The sequence below is a fragment of the Rhizobium sp. WW_1 genome (assembly GCF_003610155.1).
In the GTDB taxonomy this organism is placed as follows: Bacteria; Pseudomonadota; Alphaproteobacteria; order Rhizobiales; family Rhizobiaceae; genus Rhizobium; species Rhizobium tropici_A.
Window position 1 is genome coordinate 74614 of record NZ_RAIN01000007.1, and the last position, 19191, is coordinate 93804.

A 19191-nucleotide genomic window follows, 5' to 3' on the forward strand; every position below is an offset into this window, starting at 1 on the left:
TCGAAGGAAACAGAATGACTGGCCTTGCCCCTGAGACGGCGAGCCGGGGAGGTCGCCTCAAGGGACCGGTCGGCTGGACACTCATCACCACCAGCATTGGCTTCGTGATCGTACAACTCGACATCACCGTGGCCAATGTCGCATTGCCTCAGATCGCGCGGGAGTTTTCCGCGGGAACGTCGGCGCTACAGTGGATCATCGACGCCTATTCCCTCGCATTTGCGACGCTTCTGCTCACGGCCGGCGTGGCGGGAGATCGGTTTGGCAGCCGGCGGATATTCCTGATTGGTCTCGCGCTATTTGGGGGTGCGTCTCTCGCCTGCGGTCTCGCGTCTTCGGCAGCGATGCTGATCACCGCACGTGCGGTTCAGGGGATTGGTGCCGCGTTCATTCTGCCGAGCTCGCTCGCTCTTATCGCGCATGCGAGCGAGAATGACGAAAAGACGCGGATCAGCCTGATCGGGTGGTGGAGCGCATCCGGAGCGCTGGCGGTCGCAGCCGGACCAGTCATCGGAGGATTTCTCATTTCGTCGTTCGGTTGGCGTCCGATCTTCCTGTTGAACCTGCCACTATGTGCTCTCGGCCTTCTCTGGACCTACGCCAAGGTTTCGGAAACGAGCGCCGAGAATGATGGCCGGTTCGATTTCGTCGGGCTTCTCCTGGCCGCCATTTGCTTGTTCATCCTGACGGGCTCGGTCATCGAGGCGGGCAGGTTCGGGTGGACAGAGCCCTATGTGCTAGCCGGATTCGGTCTCGCCATCGCTGTTGGAGTGGCCTTCTTTAAATTCGAGGCGACGGTTTGCGAGCCAATGCTGCAACTCGACCTGTTCAGTGTCCCCGGCTTCGCATCCGCCGCCTATGTTGGGACGGTCATCAGCCTGACCTTCTTCGGGCTGGTGTTCGTGCTGAGCCTCTATTTCCAGGAAAGCCGGGGTTATTCCCCGGCCATGACGGGCCTGGCTTTCATGCCGCTGACCGCCGTCATCATGTTCGCGAATCTTGCAGGAGGCAAAATCGGGACGAGGTTCGGATTTCGCCCTCCAATGGTCGTGGGCATGACGGTCGCCGCCGCGGGCAACATCGTGTTGCTTGTAGCTGGTCTTGGGCCAGTCGCGTCGTTTCCGATCCTGGCCGTCGGACTCTGTCTGATTTCGATCGGGACGGGCATGGCCGCGCCAGCCATGATGTCGGCAGCACTGGCCAAGGTCGAGAGACGCCAATCCGGCACCGCTTCGGGGGTATTGACCACAGCGCGGCAGGTCGGCGGGGCTGTTGGCATTGCTCTTTTTGGTTCCCTTGTTGCTGGAGGCCCAGCAAATATCCAGGCCGGGGGCGTGGTCATCTTCGCGTTGTCTGCAGGCGTCCTATTGGTTGGTGCCGTTTTGATTCACGCGAGGGCTTGAAGAAGCGAACAAAGGGGCCATTGCGGGCGATAGAGGCATTATCTGCTGGTAAGGCGCGAGCGGCTCATTGCCATGTCACAGATCTCGCTGGGCAGAGTAGCGAAAAGCGAACAATGAAGACGGGCTCATTGTCGCCGCTACAGGCGACTGAAGCACTCAAGACATTCTGATCGCTGCTTGCCGGAGAAGCCTATCGGATGCTTTCCATGCCGGCCAGAATAAGATCGATGCCGGCAAGAAATTGCTCGCGGTCATCGTGCTCGGGCAGCACCTCGGCGACCTGTCGCACGAAAGGATGTGCTGCCGGATCGAGTTCCATCCATTTCGCTGCGACAGTTTGAAGGACCGCCTTGCGGACCTCCACTCTGTCTGTGCCGTGCGGAAAGCGGCGGGCGCCTGCAGCGTACTGGCCGGCAAGGCCGAGGACGAAACTCAGGAGGGCGGTGACGGAATTGAATTGCGCTTGCTCGGGGACGCCGAGCGCCTGAACCTGACCGCCGATGCCCTCCATCATTCTCAGGACCGCATGTTGCCACGGATTGCGGGAAAGCTGCCCCCCCACCCAGGGATGAGCGTGGATGGTGTCGAACACGCCGAGCGCCATCGTGCGGATCACGTCCTGCGGCGTCGATCCTCCCACCGCATCGGCCATGACGCGCGCGATCACATGGTCCGTGGCGGCCGCGAGCAGATCGTTCTTGTCGGTGACATGCCAGTAGATCGCTCCGCTGCCGGTGGCCAGATGCGCCGCGAGCGCGCGAAACGTGAGGCCGTCCTCACCCACGCGGTCGAGGATATCGATTGCGGCCTCAACGACCCGTGCCTTCGAGAGCGCGTCCCTACGCCGTTCGGTTCGAATCCTGCTCGCCATGACGCTGAGCTTGACACAATTGGAACAATGTTCCAATGGATAGGAATGGAACGTTGTTCCATTCGATTCAAGGGAGCCTCATGATAACCCCGGTGACTATTGTCGGTGCGGGCCTTGGCGGCCTTGTCCTCGCGCGTGTCCTGCATCTCCAAGGCATCCCCGCGACGATTTACGAGGCCGAACCCTCGGCGGAAGCGCGTACGCAAGGCGGCCAACTCGATATCCACGAACACGACGGGCAGGCCGCGCTCGCAGCGGCCGGGCTCATGGACGAGTTCCGCGCAATCATCCACGAGGGCGGTGAGGCTTCGCGTGTGCTGGACCGCCATGGCAGAGTTCTGCTTGAGGAGCCCGATGATGGAACGGGCGGGCGACCAGAGGTCCTTCGGGGCGACCTTCGGCGCATCCTCGTCGACTCCTTGCCGCCGGGTACGATCCGCTGGGGAAAGAAGCTCAACAGCGTCGCAGCACTGGGCGACGGCCAGCACGCACTGACCTTCACTGACGATTCGACCGTCACCAGCGATCTTCTGGTTGGTGCCGACGGGGCCTGGTCGAAGGTCAGGCCTCTGCTGTCCCGGGAAGAGCCCGAATATGTCGGCACGGCGTTCGTCGAGACCTATTTGTACGATGCCAACGTGCGTCACGCTGCGGCGGCCGAAGCGGTCGGCGCCGGCGGGATGTTCGCGCCTGCGCCAGGACAGGGGATTTTCGCCCACCGCGAGGCCGGAGACATTCTTCACGCGTACATCGCGCTGAGCCGCCCAGCCGCGTGGTTTTCTGCGATCGACTTTGGCGATGCTGCCGCCGCAACGACGAAGATCGCGGCCGAGTTCGAAGAATGGGCGCCGGCGCTCACCGCGCTCATCACCGACGGCGACACCCCGCCGGTCTTGCGCATGCTCCACATCCTCCCGCCCGAACATCAATGGGACCGCATACCGGGGGTGACGCTTCTCGGGGACGCTGCGCACCTTGCGCCGCCCGCCGGCGAAGGCGCCAATCTGGCGATGCTCGACGGCGCCGAATTAGCAGCAGCAATCGCGGCGCATCCTGATAATAGCGAGGCGGCGCTCGCCGCCTACGAAACGCCGATGTTCCCGCGCAGCCAATCGGCCGCGGCGGACGCGCACCAGATGCTTACACTCTTGCTTGGTGAGCGGGCACCTTTCGGCCTCGTCGACTTCTTCACCAGTGCGCTTCAAGGCAATCGCGAATGAGCTGTGCGACACTAACCGATTTCGCCGAGCGTGTCTGGGTGTCTCCCTCCGCTACGATCTCGGCGGCGGCCATCCGCTCGTTTGGGCCGCAGCGTTCCGGGTTCGAACGATCGGCCGGGCGGAGTGCTTGTTAAAACAAGCCGAACGATACCGGTCCTAACCGCAGGCGATCTCGGCGATTGTTCTGGTTTTCTCGTCGTACGTGACGTTCATCCGCGTCCAGCCCAGATCGGAGGTTGCCGCGCAGGTCGAACAGGTCAGCCGCCATGTCGCATCTGCTGGTTTCGCTGGAAGTCGATCGAGGGGCTTTCCGACGAAGCGTTGAAATTCCGACGCACGGCATTGGTCGCCGAAATAGTACTTGCGCCCGCCGCCGGGAGATTCCGCAATCCAGATACCGGGCTGCCGGGGGTGGTTGCGGATTGTCGAGTTCTCAGGCGCCCAATAGGTGAACGGCGGCGGCGGATCCGCCGCCATGACCACGTTCGGTCGGGCGAGCGCTGCCGCGCCGGTGGTAGCGTTCTCTGCTGACGCGCAACTGATCAGGCCCGGCATGAATGCAACTGCGAGGGCAAGGCCGTGGAGCAAAGACGGGGGGCGCATAAGATCCTCAGCAGCAGCTACTCGTCACGTGGTAGATCCTCAAGGCGGCAGCAACAAGGCTGGGGCTGCTAAGCTCTATTCCACGTCGCGAGAAGGGTCCACGTCCTCGGAAATCTCCTGCCGCAGCTTCGGCCCGTTTGCGAGCCGGCGGCCAAGCGCAGTGACGAACGCCTCGTAGCGTTCTGCAGCCTTCGCCCGAGCCGCTTGAGCCGCAGGCTCCGGCAAGGCCGGCGTCGTTTGAAGCCAAAAGCGCACGAAGATCGCTAGCGTTTCAACGGCGATGCCGACGTCGCGCTCCATGCGGGTCATGCGCCGATCGATCTGGTCGAGCCGCTTGGTGATGGCCGCCTCCTGACGCTCGGCCGCGTCGGGCGAGAGGAAGGAGGCGATGCCGGCTTCGGCAACCAGCGACAGCGAATGGCCGCGCCGCACGGCATGTGCCGAAAGGGCCTTCATGATCTCGGGCTCGAGATAGACGGAGAGCCGCTGCTTCTTCGGTGATTTCGTCATGACCGCCTCTTACAGCTCGATGCCGTCGCCGGGATCGAGCGAGGCCTGACGCGCGACCTGCCGCATGGTCTGGTTCATGCGGCTGAGGCGTGCGGCGTCGTCATCGGCATCGTCCGCCGGGTCGATCTCGAACTCGTTCTCGATAGGCGCCTTCTTCTCGATCGGCTGCACCCGGTTCAGCTCGGGCTGGCGGCGGCGCTCGGATTCGGTGGTGTCCTCATCATCGGGGCTGGCTGCCGGCGGCACGGTCAGAATCTCGGGCGTGGGCGGCAGGGCCAGATTGCTCCAGTCGTCGGTCGACGCTTGCTTCGGTTTGGCATGCGCAGGGGGCGGCAGGATCCGCTCCTGGAAACGGCGATCCTCATAGTAGCGCGCCTTCTTCGCGCGGATCGGCGGCGTGCCCGCGACCATGACGATCTCGTCGGACGGCGGAAGCTGCATGATCTCGCCGGGGGTGAGCAGCTGGCGGGCCGTCTCGGACCGCGACACCATCATGTGGCCGAGCCAGGGCGAGAGCCGGTGCCCGGCATAGTTCTTCATCGCCCGCATCTCGGTCGCGGTGCCCAGCGCGTCCGACACGCGCTTGGCCGTCCGCTCATCATTGGTGGCGAAGCTGACGCGGACATGGCAGTTGTCGAGGATCGAATTGTTGGGCCCATAGGCCTTCTCGATCTGGTTCAGCGACTGGGCGATCAGGAAGCTCTTGAGGCCATAGCCGGCCATGAACGCCAGGGCGCTCTCGAAGAAGTCGAGCCGGCCGAGCGCCGGGAACTCGTCGAGCATGAGCAGCAGCCGGTGCCGGCCGCCCTTCGCCTGCAGATCCTCGGTGAGGCGCCGGCCGATCTGGTTGAGGATCAGGCGGATCAGCGGCTTGGTGCGGTTGATGTCGGAGGGCGGCACGACGAGGTAGAGGGTCGTCGGATGCTTGGCGCCGACGATGTCGGCGATGCGCCAGTCGCAGCGCCGCGTCACTTCGGCTACGACGGGATCGCGATAGAGGCCGAGGAACGACATCGCAGTCGAGAGCACGCCGCTGCGCTCGTTGTCCGATTTGTTCAACAGCTCGCGCGCGGCGCTGGCGATGACGGGATGCGGCCCGGCTTCGCCGAGGTGCGCGGTCTTCATCATCGCCGCCAGCGTCGACTCGATCGGGCGCTTCGGATCAGAGAGGAAGGCGGCGACGCCGGCGAGCGTCTTGTCGGCCTCGGCATAAAGAACGTGCAGAATGGCGCCGACCAGCAGTGCGTGGCTCGTTTTCTCCCAGTGATTGCGTTTCTCGAGCGAGCCTTCCGGGTCGACCAGGATGTCGGCGATGTTTTGCACGTCGCGGACCTCCCATTCCCCTTTCCGGACCTCCAGCAGCGGATTGTAGGCGGCGGACTTCGGATTGGTCGGATCGAACAGCAGGACACGGCCATGCCGCGAGCGGAAGCCTGCCGTCAGCGTCCAGTTCTCGCCCTTGATGTCGTGGACGATTGCCGAGCCCGGCCAGGTCAGGAGCGAGGGCACGACGAGCCCCACGCCCTTGCCGGAGCGGGTCGGCGCGAAGCACAGCACATGCTCCGGACCGTCGTGGCGAAGATAGTCGCGATCGAGCTTGCCGAGCACGACGCCGTCGTCGCCGAGCAGGCCGGCGGCCTGCACTTCGTCAGGTCGCGCCCAGCGCGCCGAGCCATAGGTCTCGACGTTCTTCGCCTCGCGGGCCCGCCAGACCGACATGCCGATCGCGACTGCGATGGAGATGAAGCCGCCAGACGCGGCGATATAGGCGCCCTCAACGAAGATCGGCGGGGCATAGGCGTCGTAGAAGTACCACCACGGGAAGAAGGACCATGGATAGTAGATTGGCCAGCCAGCCAGATCGAACCATGGCGGCCCGAGCTGCGCCTGGAAGCCGAGACGCCACGCGGTCCATTGCGTCGCTGACCAGGTCGTCATCAGCACGATCATGAAGACGGTAAGGATTTGCCCCCAGAGGATTTTGGTCGCCGACATGGCGGTTCCTTTCTTGATTGCGGGCTACAGGCCGAGGCCGCGCTTGCGGCCAAAACTCCAGTCGACCCCGCCATCGCCGCGAGCGACGCCGGAGACATGCTGTCCAAGATGCTTTTCGAGAGACGGCGACCACGGCACGAGCTGGAAGCCGAGCCCGTCGTCGATCATGGCGAAGCGGCCCGAAGCGAGGGCGATGCGCTGCCGATAGGCGCCGGCCACATATTCGCCGGTGGCCGCCTTGGTGAAGGGACGCCCGGTCTCGGCTGCAAGCTTTTCGCCCAGCGCCTCGACCTCACGCTGCCGCAGCGTGTCGATGAGGTTGCGAGAGAAGATCACGCTGCGGCCGTGACGTTCGGCCAGGCGCTGTTCGATCAGATGCTCGGCGCGCCGGTCGATCGCGTCGCGCACCTCGGCGCCGAAGCCGCCGCCGCCAAGCGCCACAGGCTCGCGGGCGATCGCCTGCCGGTCGAGCCAAGTCGCGCCGGTGGCGGTGACCTGGGCAGAGATGTCGAGATCTGAGCGGACGGCAAGCGCGACGCGCCGCTGCCCGCGCGCATCGTCGAACCTGCGCAGCTCGACGATCGAACCGGGCGCGCTGTCACCGGCGGCATCGAGATCGGGCAGCTTGATGTGATGGGTGCGGCCGTCCACACCATCGACCACGGCGAAGGCCGTGCCCTTGAGTTCGTCGTCGAGGCCTCGTGTCACCAGCCGGCCGACGACGGGGTCGTTCAGGCTTTCGCTGGCGAGCACATAGCTCGCCGCGCCGCGCTCGATCCCGCGATCGGTCAGCGCGCGATGCATGCGCTTGATGATGTCGCCGCGCTCGCCGAGCTCGCGCAGCGTCGCCTCGGCCTTCTCGGAGATCTTCCATTGGCCGGGGCCGACCTGGTCGGCGAGTCCCATCGTTTCCAGCTTGCGCAGGCGCCCGACCTTCAGGGCGTGGAATTCGTCGGGCTGCCGATCGGGATGCGGCGCGAGGTCAACGACGCCGGTTCGGTAGGCATCGCGCGCGAGCTGGCGATCGAGATTGGTCCAGCGTTCGGATTCGACCTGGCGTTCGAGGGTGCGGCGGATCTCCTGATCGGTGCGCGGTCCCAGCTCCTGGGTGATGAGATGGCGTGCCCGGTCGCGCATGCCCTCCTTGATGTAGTCGCGGGAGATAACGAGGTTCTCGCCATCGTCGCGGGCGCCGCGCACGATCAGGTGGACGTGGGGATGCTCGGTGTTCCAGTGATCGACCGCGACCCAGTCGAGCCGGGTCCCGAGATCCTTCTCCATCTGCCCGACTAATTCGCGGGCGAATCCCTTGAGGTCGGACATCTCGACCGCGTCGTCGGGGGACACGATGAAGCGGAAATGGTGGCGGTCGTCCTCGCAACGCTCCGCGAACGCCTTGGGATCAACATCATCGCCGCCGGGGCCGAACAGCCGGGCCTTCTCTCCATCCCGGGTCACGCCCTCGCGCCGGAGATAATTGAGGTGCGTGCCGAGCGGCGCGTTGCGTCCGCCGTGGCGCACGACGCGCGCCTTGATCACCGCGCCACGCGAGCGGGCGGTCAGCAGCCGGTTGGCCTGCACCGCCGCGCGCTGCCCGCGACCAAAGCGTGAGCGGTTGCCGGGGCCGATCCTGCCTTGCCGGGAAACGGCGCCGCCGGCCTTCTGCGCGGCGGCGAGCGCCTGCGCAATGAAGGGCCTGACTTGCTGGGCGCGGGTCGAACGGATGCGCCCTGGTCGGATGCGGAAATCGTCCTCGGCGCTCATGGGGATGGCCTCGCACATCGCGCAAAGTCGAGGAAATTGTTGGGAAAGCGCCGCGGGCGCAGGCTGCGCCGATCAGGCGCACATCGCGCAAACGCGCCGTAACCCCTTGAAAAACCACAACCGAACAAGGCGGCACATCGCGGCCCTTTATCCTGCCATCGTGCGGTTGTGGTGCCTGCGCTTCTCCGCTCCCAGGCCAATCCTACGCCAGAGCCCGATATCACCGCATAAAGTGCGAAAGTCGTCATCGCGGCCCCGCACTCGCAGTTCGAGTGGCAAACAGGCCGCCGGTCTGGGGATCGGCGGGCGCAAAATCGCGCTCGGAAGGTCGCGAAGGCGGTGCCGTCGGCGCGTCGTCACTCGGCCGTCGATCTGCGCCCGCGCTGCTATCCGCCTGCGCGATGAACAGCGGCGCACGGACCCAGGCGAGCGGATTGGCGACCGCCACCGTGACGGGGGCAGCGAGATCGCCGCCGCCGATGATCGGCGCGAGAACGGCGACATAGGCGCGCGTTTCCGCCGGCAAGGGGCGGCCGGTCGCGCGGTTTTCTTCATAGCGGCCGGGACCGGCATTGTAGGCCGCCAGAAAGCCCGGCGAGCCATAGCGATCGTGCATCTCGCGCAGATAGGCGGCGCCCGCGAAGATGTTGTCGCGCGGGTCGTAGGGATCATTGCCGAGACTGTGTCGGGCGCGCAGGTTCGCCCAGGTCGCGGGCATGATCTGCATCAGGCCCATCGCGCCGGCCGACGAAATCGCGTGCACATTGCCGCGGCTCTCGACGCGCATGACGGCGCGTATCCAGGCTTCTGGAACGCCGAACCGCCGCGCGGCCTCGGCGATATAGCCGGCATAGGGATCAGCGGGAGATGCCCGCTCGGCCGGCGCGTCCTGCGCCTGGGCGAAGACCGCGACCGGCATCGCGAGAGTCAGGCCGGTAAGGAGGAAGAGGGCTGCATGCCGGACGGTGGTGAACCGTCCGGCGGCAGCACGATGGTGACGGGTCGGCATCGCTCAGTCCCGCTCGCCGCGCTTGGGCGGGCGGTTCCAGTGCAGGCCCCAGGTGGACTTGTCGTCGGCCGATTGGAACAGGTTGGCGCGGATCGGATGCGGAAAGCATGGGTCGTCGAGCTGCAGAGAGACGTAGTCGCCGGCCTTCTCGCCGGTGCGCTTCCAACCCGCGCCGATTTCGGCGCGGGGTTCGTTGTTCATACCGTCGAAGACGTGGACGCGGAAATCCGGCGCATTCTCGGCGTCGGACGGCTCGGCCGGAATGATGATGATATCCTGGTGCAGCAGAAGTGTTTCTAGATGGCCGATGAAGCCGCCATCGTCGCGGGTGAATTGACCGATCAGGGACATGATTTCCTCCTTGGGATTGCGGTGAGGGTAGGCACGGGCGCGTCGTCACCGCGTCGGCGCGCGCCAAACGAAGCGGCCATCGCCGTCCTCGTCGGTGTAGAGAGGGATGGCCCGGCCGATCACTGCGGAGGCCGGAAGCGGGCCGAAGTAGCGGCCGTCAAGGCTGTCGCGGACCTGCCAGTTCATCAGGAACAGCTCGCCCTCGGCGACGACGCGGCAGCCCTGCCAGATCGGCAGTGGATTGCCGCGGCGATCGCGATCGAGCGCCTCGCCCATTGGCACTGCGTCGACGGTGATCGCGAGGCCCGTCCGGCAAACCCGCTGGCCGGGAAGCGCCACGATGCGCTTCATCAGCGGTACGCCGCGCGGCAGGTAGCCGCCCTCGGCGAGGAAGCTCGCCAGCGGCTCGGGCGCGCGTACGGCGACCAGATCGGTGACCTCCGGGGACCGCTGGGGCTCGATCGCATAGAGGCCGATCGGCGTGCTGGCCGACGCATTCCAGATCAGCTTCGGCGTGAAGGAAGCGAGCGACAGAACGCCGAGCAGCGACACGGCGGCGGTCGTCGTGATGGCGTAGCCGAGCCGGGTCATGCGTCGATCTCGCGGCGCAGGAGGAAGGCGCGATGGCGCTGCATTGTGTAGGCGCGCGGCGTCTCGCCGGCGGCCAGGCGATTGTGGACGTGGCGCCAGTGATCGGGCGATACCTTCGCTGGATCGATGCCGATCGCCTCGATCGCATCGATGAGCTGGAGCGCGCGCTCCACCTTCGGCCAGCCGTCGACACGCAGCAGGATGTCGCCGCCGGGCGTCACCGTCGGGACCGTCTGGCATGGCGTGCCACGTTCGACGGCGCGCAGGATGTCGAGACGCGAGAGCACGGTGCCGTGCTCGTTCGCGGCCCAGCGCACCAGCGCGAAGACGCTGCCGGCAGGGAAGAAGAGGATGCGGCGGCGGCGGTCCAGCACCTGTTCGCGGACCTCGCGGCCAAAGCGGATCCAGTGCTCGATCTGCTTCTCGATCCAGACGAGCTCGACTTGGGTGAGATCGTCTGGCGGCGCGGCGGCGGCGCGGCCGACGCGCGCGGATGCGGCGGCAAGACCGGTCATGATCCTTCTCCTGACGGTGGTGGGAATTCGCGTTCGAACAGCGCGCGCAGCATGTCGGCGACGGTCTGGCCGCGCCGGAAGGCCGCGATCTTGATGCGGCCGCGCATGTCGGCGGTGACATCGATCGTCAGCCGAGCCGAGAATTCCTCGGCAGGCTGCACGCGCTGCGTCTGGTGATCTGGCGCCTTGATCCAGCTCTCCGGATCGGCAGGCCGGGATGCGAAGCTGCGCCTGGGGGACCGTTCGCTCATGCGCCGACCCTCGCCACTTCGGCCGCCAGCGCGACGATCTCGCGCGCGGCCGGACACTCCGCGTCCTGCTCGGCGGCGAGCCGGCCGGTCTGCACGACTTCAGCAAAGACGATGCGTTGGCCGATCGTGGTGGCGAGCAATGGCGGGTCGTGATCCGCCAGCGTCTCGGCGGTTTCGCGCGCGAGCACCGTGCGCGCGGCGCAGCGGTTCAGCACGAAGCGGGCGGCGAGCTGCGGCCGGTAGATGCGCGCCTCGCCCAGCAACGCGAGCATCTCGGCCGAGGCCCAGCCATCAAGGGGCGATGGCTGGACGGGGATCAGCACGAGATCGGCGGCGAGCAGCGCCGAACGCATCAGCCCGGCGACGCGCGGCGGCCCGTCGATGACGACGTGATCGGCGTCCCGGGCCAGCTCCGGCGCCTCGCGATGCAGCGTGTCGCGCGCCAGGCCGACGACACCGAACAGCCGCTCCAACCCCTCCCGGCTGCGCTGCTGGGACCAGTCGAGCGCCGAGCCTTGCGGGTCGGCGTCGATCAGCGTGACGCGTTGCCCGTGCCGAGCCCATTCACCGGCGAGATGCAGCGCCAGCGTCGTCTTGCCGACGCCGCCCTTTTGATTGAGCAGCGCGACGATCACGGCGCGCTCCTGTCGGCCAGCGGAGGGTTATCCGCAGGCGCTGAAAAGCGTACTTCCGTTAGAAAGATTCCGAAGGAATCTAAGTTAGATAAGTTAGTGGGCTCGCAAGCTGCTGATTCAGCGCGAGGAATCGGCGATTCCGGTCCCCGATAGCACGAGGGTTCGGTCCCCGATGGCACGATAGTGCCGGTCCCTGATAGCACGAGGCGATTCACAGCTTATCCACAGGCCGAGTTGCCGGACGGCGACGGCGGCGTGGGATGCCGAGCGCGTCCGGATCAGTGGGTGCGAAGGAAAGGATTTCCGGGCCGCCAAGGCATTGCTCGACGGTCAGCCGGTAGCCTGGCAGCGGCTGGCGGCGCACGATGTCGCGCAGGTCGTAGGCGAAGTGCTTGAGCGGCGAGAGGCTGCCCGACTTGGCGTGAAGGTGCGGAAAGTCGAAGCTCCAGCCGAACTCCTGTTTGCCGCCATGCTTGCGGACAAGGCGGTAGAGCCAGCGCTCCAGCCCGCCGGTGAGATCGAAATATTTGCGGTCGATCGTCAGCACGAGCGCGTCTTCGAGCACAGCGCCGTAGAACCAGTCGGGGACGATCAGTTCGAGGCCGAGCGGCCGGCCACGATGATCGGCGCGCTCCTTCCATTCGTTGATCCAGGAGAAGCGATGCATTCGCCGCTCGGTCGGCTGGCGGATCGAGGTCGCGACCGTGGTCGATTGCAACCGGTCGAGTGCCGCCTTCAGGCGGTCGTAGTCGCGCAGCGATACGCCTCGGCCGATGAAGTTCAAGATTTCATAGGGGGTGGTCGCCATCAGGCGTGATGGGCGCAGGCCGACGTCGCGGGCCTCGACGATCTGCGAGGCGGCCCAGATCAGGACGTCTGCATCCCAGATCGTGGCCATGCCATGCTCGGGCACGGCCTCGACGCGGATCTTCACCGAGCCCGCCTTGAAGTCGATCGGTGCCAGGCGCTTCGACTTGGCAAGCGAGAAGAACGGATAGGCCATGAGGTCCTGCGCATCGCGGGGCGCGAGATCGCCGGGCAGCGCCCGGAACAGATCGAGCTGCGCGCGCTCATCGTGATGATCGTGGCGAGACAACACGGCCGGCCACCTCAGCGCGGGAAGCGGCCGCCAGCGGCGGGCGAAGCTGTATGGCGCTTGGCTGGCAAAACGGTGCCGCCGCGCGGATCGGAGGTGGAGGTGACGAGGCCGCGATCCGCCCAGCTCTGCAGGTCATCGACGGAATAGACGACGCGGCCGCCGAGCTTGCGGTAGATCGGACCGGTCCCGTAGGTCCGGTGCTTCTCAAGGGTGCGTTCGGAAAGGCCGAGGAAGCGCGCCGCCTCCTGCGTTCTCAGGTAGCGTGGCGGTAAATTGGCGGCTTTTTCGGCCATGATCGAACCTCCGTGGTCTCGCGGGAGGCCGCTGCGAACGAGCGGCGGGTTGCGAGTACGGTGGCGCGAAGACGGCGCCTCGGACGATGTCGAAGTAAGGCGGTTAAGATCGACACGCCTGCGGGTGTCAGCGTTCGCGCCTTGGACGGCGCAACAGCGTTCGGTAGCCGCCGCGCACGAGCTTCATGCCGTCGCGGGCGAGACGGATGGTGATTTCCCGGATCGGGTCGCCGACCCAGGATGCTGCGTCGATTTTGTGCTGGGGAAAGAGGTGCTCGGCGACGACGCGGTATATGGCGCCACTTTCGCGCGCGTCGACAGTGCGCAGCATCTGGCGGGTGCGCTCACGTCTCTGCGGTGTCAGGCGCGGATCGGGCGGCACGCGTTTGCCGAACATCGCCTGCCAGAGACGCTCGACCGCGGTAAGTCGGTCGAGCGTCAACTCGTCGAACATGACGAACGCGCCGAGGGGAAGAGCATCATCGACGTTGGTCAGGGCGACATCGTAAGGCTCGCCGCGTAGGGCGAGCCGGATCAGATCGGGGTGATGCTGGAAGACGGCACGGGCGCGTAGATCGTCAGCGTTGACGCTGATATCGCCAGCCGGGCGTGGACCGTCGGTGAACGGGAGCGTCGCCGGATCGGTTTGCGGGGTCCAGAAGATCGGCTGGATCAGCGCGGACTTGCCAGGGTCGGCGACGAAATCGCAACCCCCATTGTTCGGCGAATGCGCGCGCGATGTCCTCGGTCAGCCGCCCGTGGGCCACCAATTCCTTATAGGATCGTCTGTATTCGGGGTTACGACGCAGGAACTCCCAGGCAAGATCACCGGGCGTCAACTTGTCGATATAGTCATAGGCGGCTTCAGACCGCCAATTTTCGTCCTCGGACATCCTCCGCCGCCCTCCGCGCAGATATGTTACGCAACGCGAGTTATGCGGTCGTCACGATTCCAAGTTGAATATGTCTTGGGAAGAACGAAGTCGGATCAACGTGATGCGGTTTCTGCATCACCTCAATGAAGACGGGGACCGAGGAGCTCGCGATAGCCGCTTGTCGTCATCCATTTTGCGCGGGCGAGATGAGCAGTGTGGACGCGGGCGGCTCGCTCTGGTTCTGTTTTGGCACAGATCCCGAACAGGACTTCGACCACCTCTTTCCAGTCCGCACCTTCAGCGTCCGCGTCGAGTAGGCGCAAATATAGCCTCAGGTGCGCCTGATCGTAGGCTGTGAGCACTGCGCCGCCAGGCGGCTGGTCGAGAAAGTCTTCTTTGGTCACCGCAACCCCCGGCGCCAGATGTATCCATTTTGAAGGAATTTGTTAACGCTGTTTTGAAGGCGTTGGCCATCTGCGATGTCGTCGCAGGACGCCCAGGCGGTGTGAGCCCGCGCTGAAGCGTCAGTTTTTCTTCTTCCTGTCGACAAGCATCACTCCCACGCCTTGGTCGGAGTTCAGGAAGACGATCCCGCCGCGCTCGAAGGCGCGCCGGACCTCATCGCGCGTGCTCTCAAACACCTCGAGACCGCTTGCGGATTCGAGGCGCTTGAGCGCGGTCAAGGATACCCGGGCCTTGTCAGCGAGCGTCTCCTGCGTCCAACCCAGCAACGCGCGTGCGGCCCGCGATTGTCGGGCGGTGATCATGCATGATCACCTCCCACTTGGACCTACGCGCACGCTAGAACTACGGCTATTATAGTCGTTCTTGAGTGCTGAAGCCAGCGCTAAGGCCCTTTCGGAGCTTCACTTCGTCGCTCACCACGGCGGCTGATTCGGTCGCCCGACGGAAGAAGGCCCCGGCCTGTTCGGCCGGGGCCTTGCGCGGGGCGTTAGTCGCCGCGCCGCCCGTTGGGGCGGGACCAGATGAGCGAGAAGGTCTCGCCTTCCTCGTCGTCGAAGAGGTTAGCGTAGATCGGGGCGTTGAAGCTCGGATCGTCGAGCTTGAGGCCCAGATAGTCGCGGCCTTCGTTGGAGCGCTTGGACCAGGCGGCGCCGATCTCGGCGCGGCCGACCAGGACCCGGTGGCTGGGGGCGTTCTCGCCGGTGGCGCGCTGGTCGGGGACGATGCGCACGTTCTTGGCCTGGACGCTGAGGGTGACGATTTCGCCGGTGAATTCGTTCGAGCCGGTCTTCTTGAAGGTACCGATGGTCGCCATTGTGAGTCTCCGTTTTCCGTTCCCGAGCCCGCACCATTGCGGCCTCGATGGCGATCGGCAGGCCGGAGGCGATCGACGGCGCACCCCGAAGGGGCCTGACAGCAAAGGAGGACTTTCTTGTCTCGCGAGGAATGGCGGCGCAGCCGGCAGGGGAAGAAAGTTCGACGCCGCTGTTGCGTCATAGGCGATCGAGGCGCAGCCGGCCTTCGGCCAGATCAGGCCATTGAAGAGGCCGTTTGGAGCGGTTGAGGCACGGTCAGACAACGGAGACAATGGCGACCCCTCGCAACCGGCACGGCCACACGATCGATGCTCACGGCTTCGTCTGCCCCCATCTCGGCCCGGCCCTACGTGGATCCATCCTCGCCATCGCCACGGGTGAGAACGCGCAGCGACCGGTCCGCCGCGCGCTGCGGGCGACGGCCTGCCGAATCCAGGCGCTCCACCGCGATGCCGCCAGTCGGGTCCCAGAGGCGATCCGCGCGAATCACGATCGATTGCAATTCGCTCGAAACGGGGTGCGTGGTGGTGGTCTCGCTATCCTGGTCTGCCCCCGGGGGGACTGTTGGCATTAAGCCTGTGCAAGGTTCCGGCTGGATGGGGCCGCAGCCGTCATGCCGGCGACCCGCACGAACGCGGTGATGCCGATCGCAATGGCGCCGATGATCGAGAAGGCCATCTGCCACGTCTCGGAGGGCATGAGGTGCTTCACGATGCCATGGGTGGCGTGGAAGCCGGCGATCCCGGCTGGCGCAACAAAGGCGATCGCGACAAGGAGCTTGAGCCATATTGGCCGGACGAACAGGAGCAGAAGCTGGCCGATGCCCAGCGTGACGCCGGCGGCCATGGCGCCGATGAGGATCGCGCCGAGGATGCCCGCGCCGGTGCCGTGAGCCCAGACGCCGACGGTGACGCCGACGAAGGCCGGCAGCGCGAAGATGGCCAAGATGAACAGCAGCCAGCAGAGCAGGCCGATGGCGGCGATCGATGCGAGGATGGCAAGGATGATCATGGTGGTGGCCTCCGTGAGAATAAGTCTGACGGTTGCGCCTTCCACCACCACCACGGCGCGACCGACAATATAGCTGAAAGCCGCCCGCGCAGGGAGCGGAAACCGCCTGCGATCTCCGCCCGGCGCCGCCGGTTCGCCCCGATCAGGGGGCGAAGGGATCGATCTCGTGGACGATCGCCGCGAGATCGCCGTCATATTCACTGGCGGGCGTCACCGATAGAGTGCCGTCGCCGGCCTGAAAGATGATGATGGCGGCCATCAGGGTGGTGGCGAGGCTGAAGGCGAAGGCGTGTGCGTCGTTGAGGGACATCGATCCGGCTCCTGTTCAGAGCGGAGGACCATCCCCCGCTGACAGGCGCCCGATGCGTCGGACTGAGCGCTGCAATCACCGCGCAGGCGCAGCCGCAGCGGCGGCATGCTCGCATAGCCGACCCTTTACGGGTTGATGGCGTCAGGCGATCAGTCTGACCAAGGATCAGCGCACAGAAGCGGGGGTGGTGCGCCGCCTCGAGGTCGCCGCCTCCGACGTCCTGCGCCGACACTGCGTGAGTTTCATGCCGTCACGCATGCTGAGCCCAAGAAGCACGATGTTGACGGCTCCCGCGGCGAGTTCGAGCGCCTGCACGCCGTAGAAGATCGCGTCGAATTCTCCGGCTTGCGCCTTCGCCGCCAGAAGCAGCGCCGCCGGAGCCAGGACCAGCAGCCCGTTCGCCGCGATGAAAGGCATGCGCTTCAGCTTCGCGCCGACCAGACCTTCGCGCCGTCCTTTCGAGAGCACGAACCCCGAACCGCCGACTGCCGCCATCGCCGGAATGAGAAGCAGAAGTCCCCACGGAATGGCGGACTTGACCGCCACGATCGTTGCCGGTGTGGCGAACAGCTCGGAAAGCGCCGTCGAAAGCCAAAAGGTCGAAATGGTGAGAAGGGCGATGACGCCCGCCAGTGGATGGACAATCCTGAGCATAGTTTTCTCTCTCGGTTTTGCGGCCATACGTCAGCGCCGAGGCGGCGATGGCGGGCGCGGACATCGTGGATCCCAACCATGGCGTTCCGTTCAGTTCGGTGTCATGGTGTCAATTGGTAATGATGCAGCACTACATAATTGACATGATGATGTCAATATAGGATTATGGTGACAAATGCCGGAAGCAAGCAGGGAAGCAAAGAGACATGAAGCGGGCGAGGCCCTGACCGAGTTCATCCTGAGCATGTTCCGGGCGAACAACGTGACGCTGACATGGGGCGACCGGCTTGTTGCGCCGTTCGGATTGACAAGTGCTCGCTGGCAAATCCTGGGAGCGATAGCGTTTGCCGATCGGGCGCAGCCCGTCGCCTGGCTTGCGCGCGACCTCGGGGCAAACCGCCAGAACGTCCAACGGATCGTGAACGATCTGGAGAAGGAAGGGCTGGTCGGGTTTGAAGCCAATCCGCATCACCGGCGCGCGCAGCTTGTCGTGCTGACCGAGAAGGGTCAGCGGACATACGATGCCGCGATCGCAGCGTACGAGCCGCAAGTAAATCGGTTGGCCGAAAGCCTGTCGCTGGATGACATCAAGGCCGCGCACCGCGTGATGGCGGTCCTGCGGGAAAAGCTCGAAGGTGAAAACGAACCTGATAAGCAAGGCATCGCGCGCTGAGCTCGGATCGACGCCTTTGTGGCGCGGTATGAACGCTCGCTACATTTGGGCTTTCACAATGAGCATCGTCGGGGTGAAGAATAGAATGGTTTACGGACTGTATGTGTACCCGGAGCATTGCATATAGAGGCGGCGCTCACGCGCCGCCGAACCTCCAGACCGGGATGCCGAGCTTTTTCGCCTTGTCGGCGAGGTTGTCCTGAATGCCGGTGCCCGGGAAGTGCATGACGCCCTTCGGCACGATCTCCAGCATCTGGTCGTTGCGCTTGAACGGTGCGGCCCGGCCGTGCTTGGTCCAGTCGGGGGCGAAGCCGATTTGCGGCACGTTGCGGTTATTGGCCCACAGCGAGGCGATCTTCTCGGCGCCCTTCGGCGACTTGCCGTGCATCAGCACCATGTCGGGGTGCTTCTCATGCACCTGGTCGAGCTTGGCCCAGATCAGCCGGTGGTCATTGAAGTCGAGCCCGCCGGTCACGACGATCTTCGGTCCAGGGGGAAGGAGCACCTCCTGTTCGGCGCGCTTCTTCGCCATGAGGAAGTCGCGGCTGTCGATCATCGCCGAGGTGAGATTGCGATGGTTGATCCGCGATCCGCTGCGCGGAAGCCAGGTCTTGCCGACGTGGCGTTCATAGTGCTCGGCGGCCTGGTCGCGCATCAGCTCGAAGGCGTTCTGGCGTTCGATCAGGGTCTGGCCCTCGGCGATCAGGCGTTCCAGTTCGACCGACTTCACCTCGCTGCCATCCTGTTCTCGCTGTCCCCGACGCTGGCCTTGCTCATTGTCGTCGAGTTCGCGGGCGATCCGTTCGGTGGCGCGGTGGAAGACGTTGACGGTCGACCAGAGGAGATCGTCGAGGTCGGGCTCGAGGCGGGTGTCCTCCAGCGTTCCGATCAGGGCGTCGAAGATGTTGGCGATGGCGCCCGCGACCGCGTTGCCGTCCGGCAGGAGCCGCTGGTCGGGTTCGTCCTCGAAGGGACGATAGCCGTGGAGTTGAAGCTCGGTCAGGACATGGTCGGTGGGTGAGGATTCGTGATGCGGTTCGAAGTCGTCGTGCTCGCTCATGGGATGCTCCGTCGGTTGGACCGCGACCGTCGCGGCCTTCATGGCGACGAAGCCGGCGGGCGGGCCGGCCCTGCACCCGGAGCGGAGCGCAGGGCCGCAGCGTTAGCGGAGGATGGCGAAGGCCGGCTATTTTGCCTCGCGATGGAAAGCGGCCGAAGGCCGCGCCGGAAAATAGTCGGCCGCAGCCATTGTCGGGCGGGCCCGTTTGCTGGCCGATC

26 protein-coding genes are annotated in these 19191 nt (G+C 65.3%); 3 read left to right on the plus strand and 23 right to left on the minus strand.

The window, feature by feature from the left end; genetic code table 11:
* The first annotated feature begins 14 nt into the window (after nt 1-14).
* Nucleotides 15-1403, plus strand: coding sequence for an MFS transporter (locus BJ928_RS20945; RefSeq protein ID WP_047630874.1), 1389 nt, complete (start codon nt 15-17; stop codon nt 1401-1403).
* A 190-nt stretch (nt 1404-1593) separates the two neighbouring features.
* On the opposite strand, the gene BJ928_RS20950 is transcribed toward BJ928_RS20945, so the two are convergent.
* The gene (locus BJ928_RS20950) at nt 1594-2274 is read right to left on the minus strand and encodes a TetR family transcriptional regulator (protein WP_047630872.1); all 681 of its coding nucleotides are present in this window, start codon (nt 2272-2274) and stop codon (nt 1594-1596) included.
* Between the two features lie 80 nt (nt 2275-2354).
* On the opposite strand from BJ928_RS20950, the gene BJ928_RS20955 reads away from it, so the two are divergent.
* Nucleotides 2355-3494, plus strand: coding sequence for an NAD(P)/FAD-dependent oxidoreductase (locus BJ928_RS20955; RefSeq protein WP_047630870.1), 1140 nt, complete (start codon nt 2355-2357; stop codon nt 3492-3494).
* A gap of 156 nt (nt 3495-3650) precedes the next feature.
* Here BJ928_RS20955 and BJ928_RS20960 read toward each other — a convergent pair whose 3' ends face one another.
* From BJ928_RS20960 to BJ928_RS21050, 21 genes are all read right to left on the minus strand, one after another.
* Nucleotides 3651-4049, minus strand: coding sequence for a hypothetical protein (locus tag BJ928_RS20960; protein ID WP_245432443.1), 399 nt, complete (start codon nt 4047-4049; stop codon nt 3651-3653).
* Nucleotides 4050-4172: 123 nt separating this feature from the next.
* Nucleotides 4173-4607 carry a hypothetical protein gene (locus tag BJ928_RS20965; RefSeq protein WP_047630866.1) on the minus strand — a complete coding sequence of 145 codons (435 nt, stop codon included), beginning with the start codon at nt 4605-4607 and terminating at the stop codon, nt 4173-4175.
* 9 nt (nt 4608-4616) lie between these two features.
* Complete coding sequence (locus BJ928_RS20970; protein ID WP_047630864.1) at nt 4617-6602, minus strand: conjugal transfer protein TraG; 1986 nt, start codon at nt 6600-6602, stop codon at nt 4617-4619.
* Nucleotides 6603-6626: 24 nt separating this feature from the next.
* On the minus strand, nt 6627-8366 hold the full coding sequence (locus tag BJ928_RS20975) for a VirD2 family relaxase/mobilization nuclease (RefSeq protein ID WP_047630863.1): 1740 nt from the start codon (nt 8364-8366) through the stop codon (nt 6627-6629).
* A 244-nt stretch (nt 8367-8610) separates the two neighbouring features.
* The gene (locus BJ928_RS20980; RefSeq protein ID WP_047630862.1) at nt 8611-9375 is read right to left on the minus strand and encodes a lytic transglycosylase domain-containing protein; all 765 of its coding nucleotides are present in this window, start codon (nt 9373-9375) and stop codon (nt 8611-8613) included.
* Between the two features lie 3 nt (nt 9376-9378).
* Nucleotides 9379-9726: a DUF736 domain-containing protein gene (locus BJ928_RS20985; protein WP_047630860.1), complete on the minus strand. Its 348-nt coding sequence runs from the start codon at nt 9724-9726 to the stop codon at nt 9379-9381.
* Nucleotides 9727-9771: 45 nt separating this feature from the next.
* Nucleotides 9772-10317, minus strand: a complete 546-nt coding sequence (locus BJ928_RS20990; RefSeq protein ID WP_047630858.1) for a S26 family signal peptidase — start codon at nt 10315-10317, stop codon at nt 9772-9774.
* Nucleotides 10314-10832 carry a DUF2840 domain-containing protein gene (locus tag BJ928_RS20995; RefSeq protein ID WP_047630856.1) on the minus strand — a complete coding sequence of 173 codons (519 nt, stop codon included), beginning with the start codon at nt 10830-10832 and terminating at the stop codon, nt 10314-10316. Before BJ928_RS20995 ends, BJ928_RS20990 begins: the two co-directional genes overlap by 4 nt.
* On the minus strand, nt 10829-11083 hold the full coding sequence (locus tag BJ928_RS21000) for a hypothetical protein (protein WP_047630855.1): 255 nt from the start codon (nt 11081-11083) through the stop codon (nt 10829-10831). The genes BJ928_RS20995 and BJ928_RS21000 overlap by 4 nt, the downstream gene beginning before the upstream one ends.
* Nucleotides 11080-11718, minus strand: coding sequence for a ParA family partition ATPase (gene parA, locus BJ928_RS21005; protein WP_047630854.1), 639 nt, complete (start codon nt 11716-11718; stop codon nt 11080-11082). The genes BJ928_RS21000 and parA overlap by 4 nt, the downstream gene beginning before the upstream one ends.
* Before the next feature lie 211 nt (nt 11719-11929).
* On the minus strand, nt 11930-12817 hold the full coding sequence (locus BJ928_RS21010; protein WP_047630853.1) for a replication initiator protein A: 888 nt from the start codon (nt 12815-12817) through the stop codon (nt 11930-11932).
* A gap of 11 nt (nt 12818-12828) precedes the next feature.
* The gene (locus tag BJ928_RS21015) at nt 12829-13110 is read right to left on the minus strand and encodes a helix-turn-helix domain-containing protein (RefSeq protein WP_047630852.1); all 282 of its coding nucleotides are present in this window, start codon (nt 13108-13110) and stop codon (nt 12829-12831) included.
* Nucleotides 13111-13237: 127 nt separating this feature from the next.
* Nucleotides 13238-13564: a DUF2285 domain-containing protein gene (locus BJ928_RS39385; protein WP_245432445.1), complete on the minus strand. Its 327-nt coding sequence runs from the start codon at nt 13562-13564 to the stop codon at nt 13238-13240.
* Nucleotides 13565-13688: 124 nt separating this feature from the next.
* On the minus strand, nt 13689-14003 hold the full coding sequence (locus BJ928_RS21025) for a DUF6499 domain-containing protein (protein ID WP_052227628.1): 315 nt from the start codon (nt 14001-14003) through the stop codon (nt 13689-13691).
* Nucleotides 14004-14125: 122 nt separating this feature from the next.
* Nucleotides 14126-14389: a DUF2285 domain-containing protein gene (locus BJ928_RS21030; protein WP_047630850.1), complete on the minus strand. Its 264-nt coding sequence runs from the start codon at nt 14387-14389 to the stop codon at nt 14126-14128.
* A gap of 120 nt (nt 14390-14509) precedes the next feature.
* Entirely contained in the window at nt 14510-14752 is a 243-nt protein-coding gene (locus BJ928_RS21035; RefSeq protein ID WP_047630849.1) for a helix-turn-helix transcriptional regulator, read from the minus strand.
* A 185-nt stretch (nt 14753-14937) separates the two neighbouring features.
* On the minus strand, nt 14938-15264 hold the full coding sequence (locus BJ928_RS21040; RefSeq protein WP_047630848.1) for a DUF736 domain-containing protein: 327 nt from the start codon (nt 15262-15264) through the stop codon (nt 14938-14940).
* A gap of 347 nt (nt 15265-15611) precedes the next feature.
* Complete coding sequence (locus BJ928_RS38560) at nt 15612-15836, minus strand: hypothetical protein (RefSeq protein ID WP_147413925.1); 225 nt, start codon at nt 15834-15836, stop codon at nt 15612-15614.
* A complete protein-coding gene (locus BJ928_RS21045) occupies nt 15836-16276 on the minus strand; it encodes a hypothetical protein (protein WP_047630847.1) in 441 nt (146 codons plus the stop codon). Before BJ928_RS21045 ends, BJ928_RS38560 begins: the two co-directional genes overlap by 1 nt.
* 142 nt (nt 16277-16418) lie before the next feature.
* Nucleotides 16419-16586, minus strand: a complete 168-nt coding sequence (locus BJ928_RS38850; protein WP_183079439.1) for a hypothetical protein — start codon at nt 16584-16586, stop codon at nt 16419-16421.
* A 165-nt stretch (nt 16587-16751) separates the two neighbouring features.
* The gene (locus BJ928_RS21050; protein ID WP_047630846.1) at nt 16752-17240 is read right to left on the minus strand and encodes a hypothetical protein; all 489 of its coding nucleotides are present in this window, start codon (nt 17238-17240) and stop codon (nt 16752-16754) included.
* Between the two features lie 175 nt (nt 17241-17415).
* Between BJ928_RS21050 and BJ928_RS21055 the strand changes: the two genes are divergently transcribed.
* Complete coding sequence (locus BJ928_RS21055) at nt 17416-17913, plus strand: MarR family winged helix-turn-helix transcriptional regulator (RefSeq protein WP_047630845.1); 498 nt, start codon at nt 17416-17418, stop codon at nt 17911-17913.
* 136 nt (nt 17914-18049) lie between these two features.
* On the opposite strand, the gene BJ928_RS21060 is transcribed toward BJ928_RS21055, so the two are convergent.
* Nucleotides 18050-18973 (minus strand): DUF2493 domain-containing protein, encoded by a 924-nt coding sequence (locus BJ928_RS21060; RefSeq protein WP_047631114.1) that lies wholly within the window; start codon nt 18971-18973, stop codon nt 18050-18052.
* Between the last annotated feature and the right edge of the window lie 218 nt (nt 18974-19191).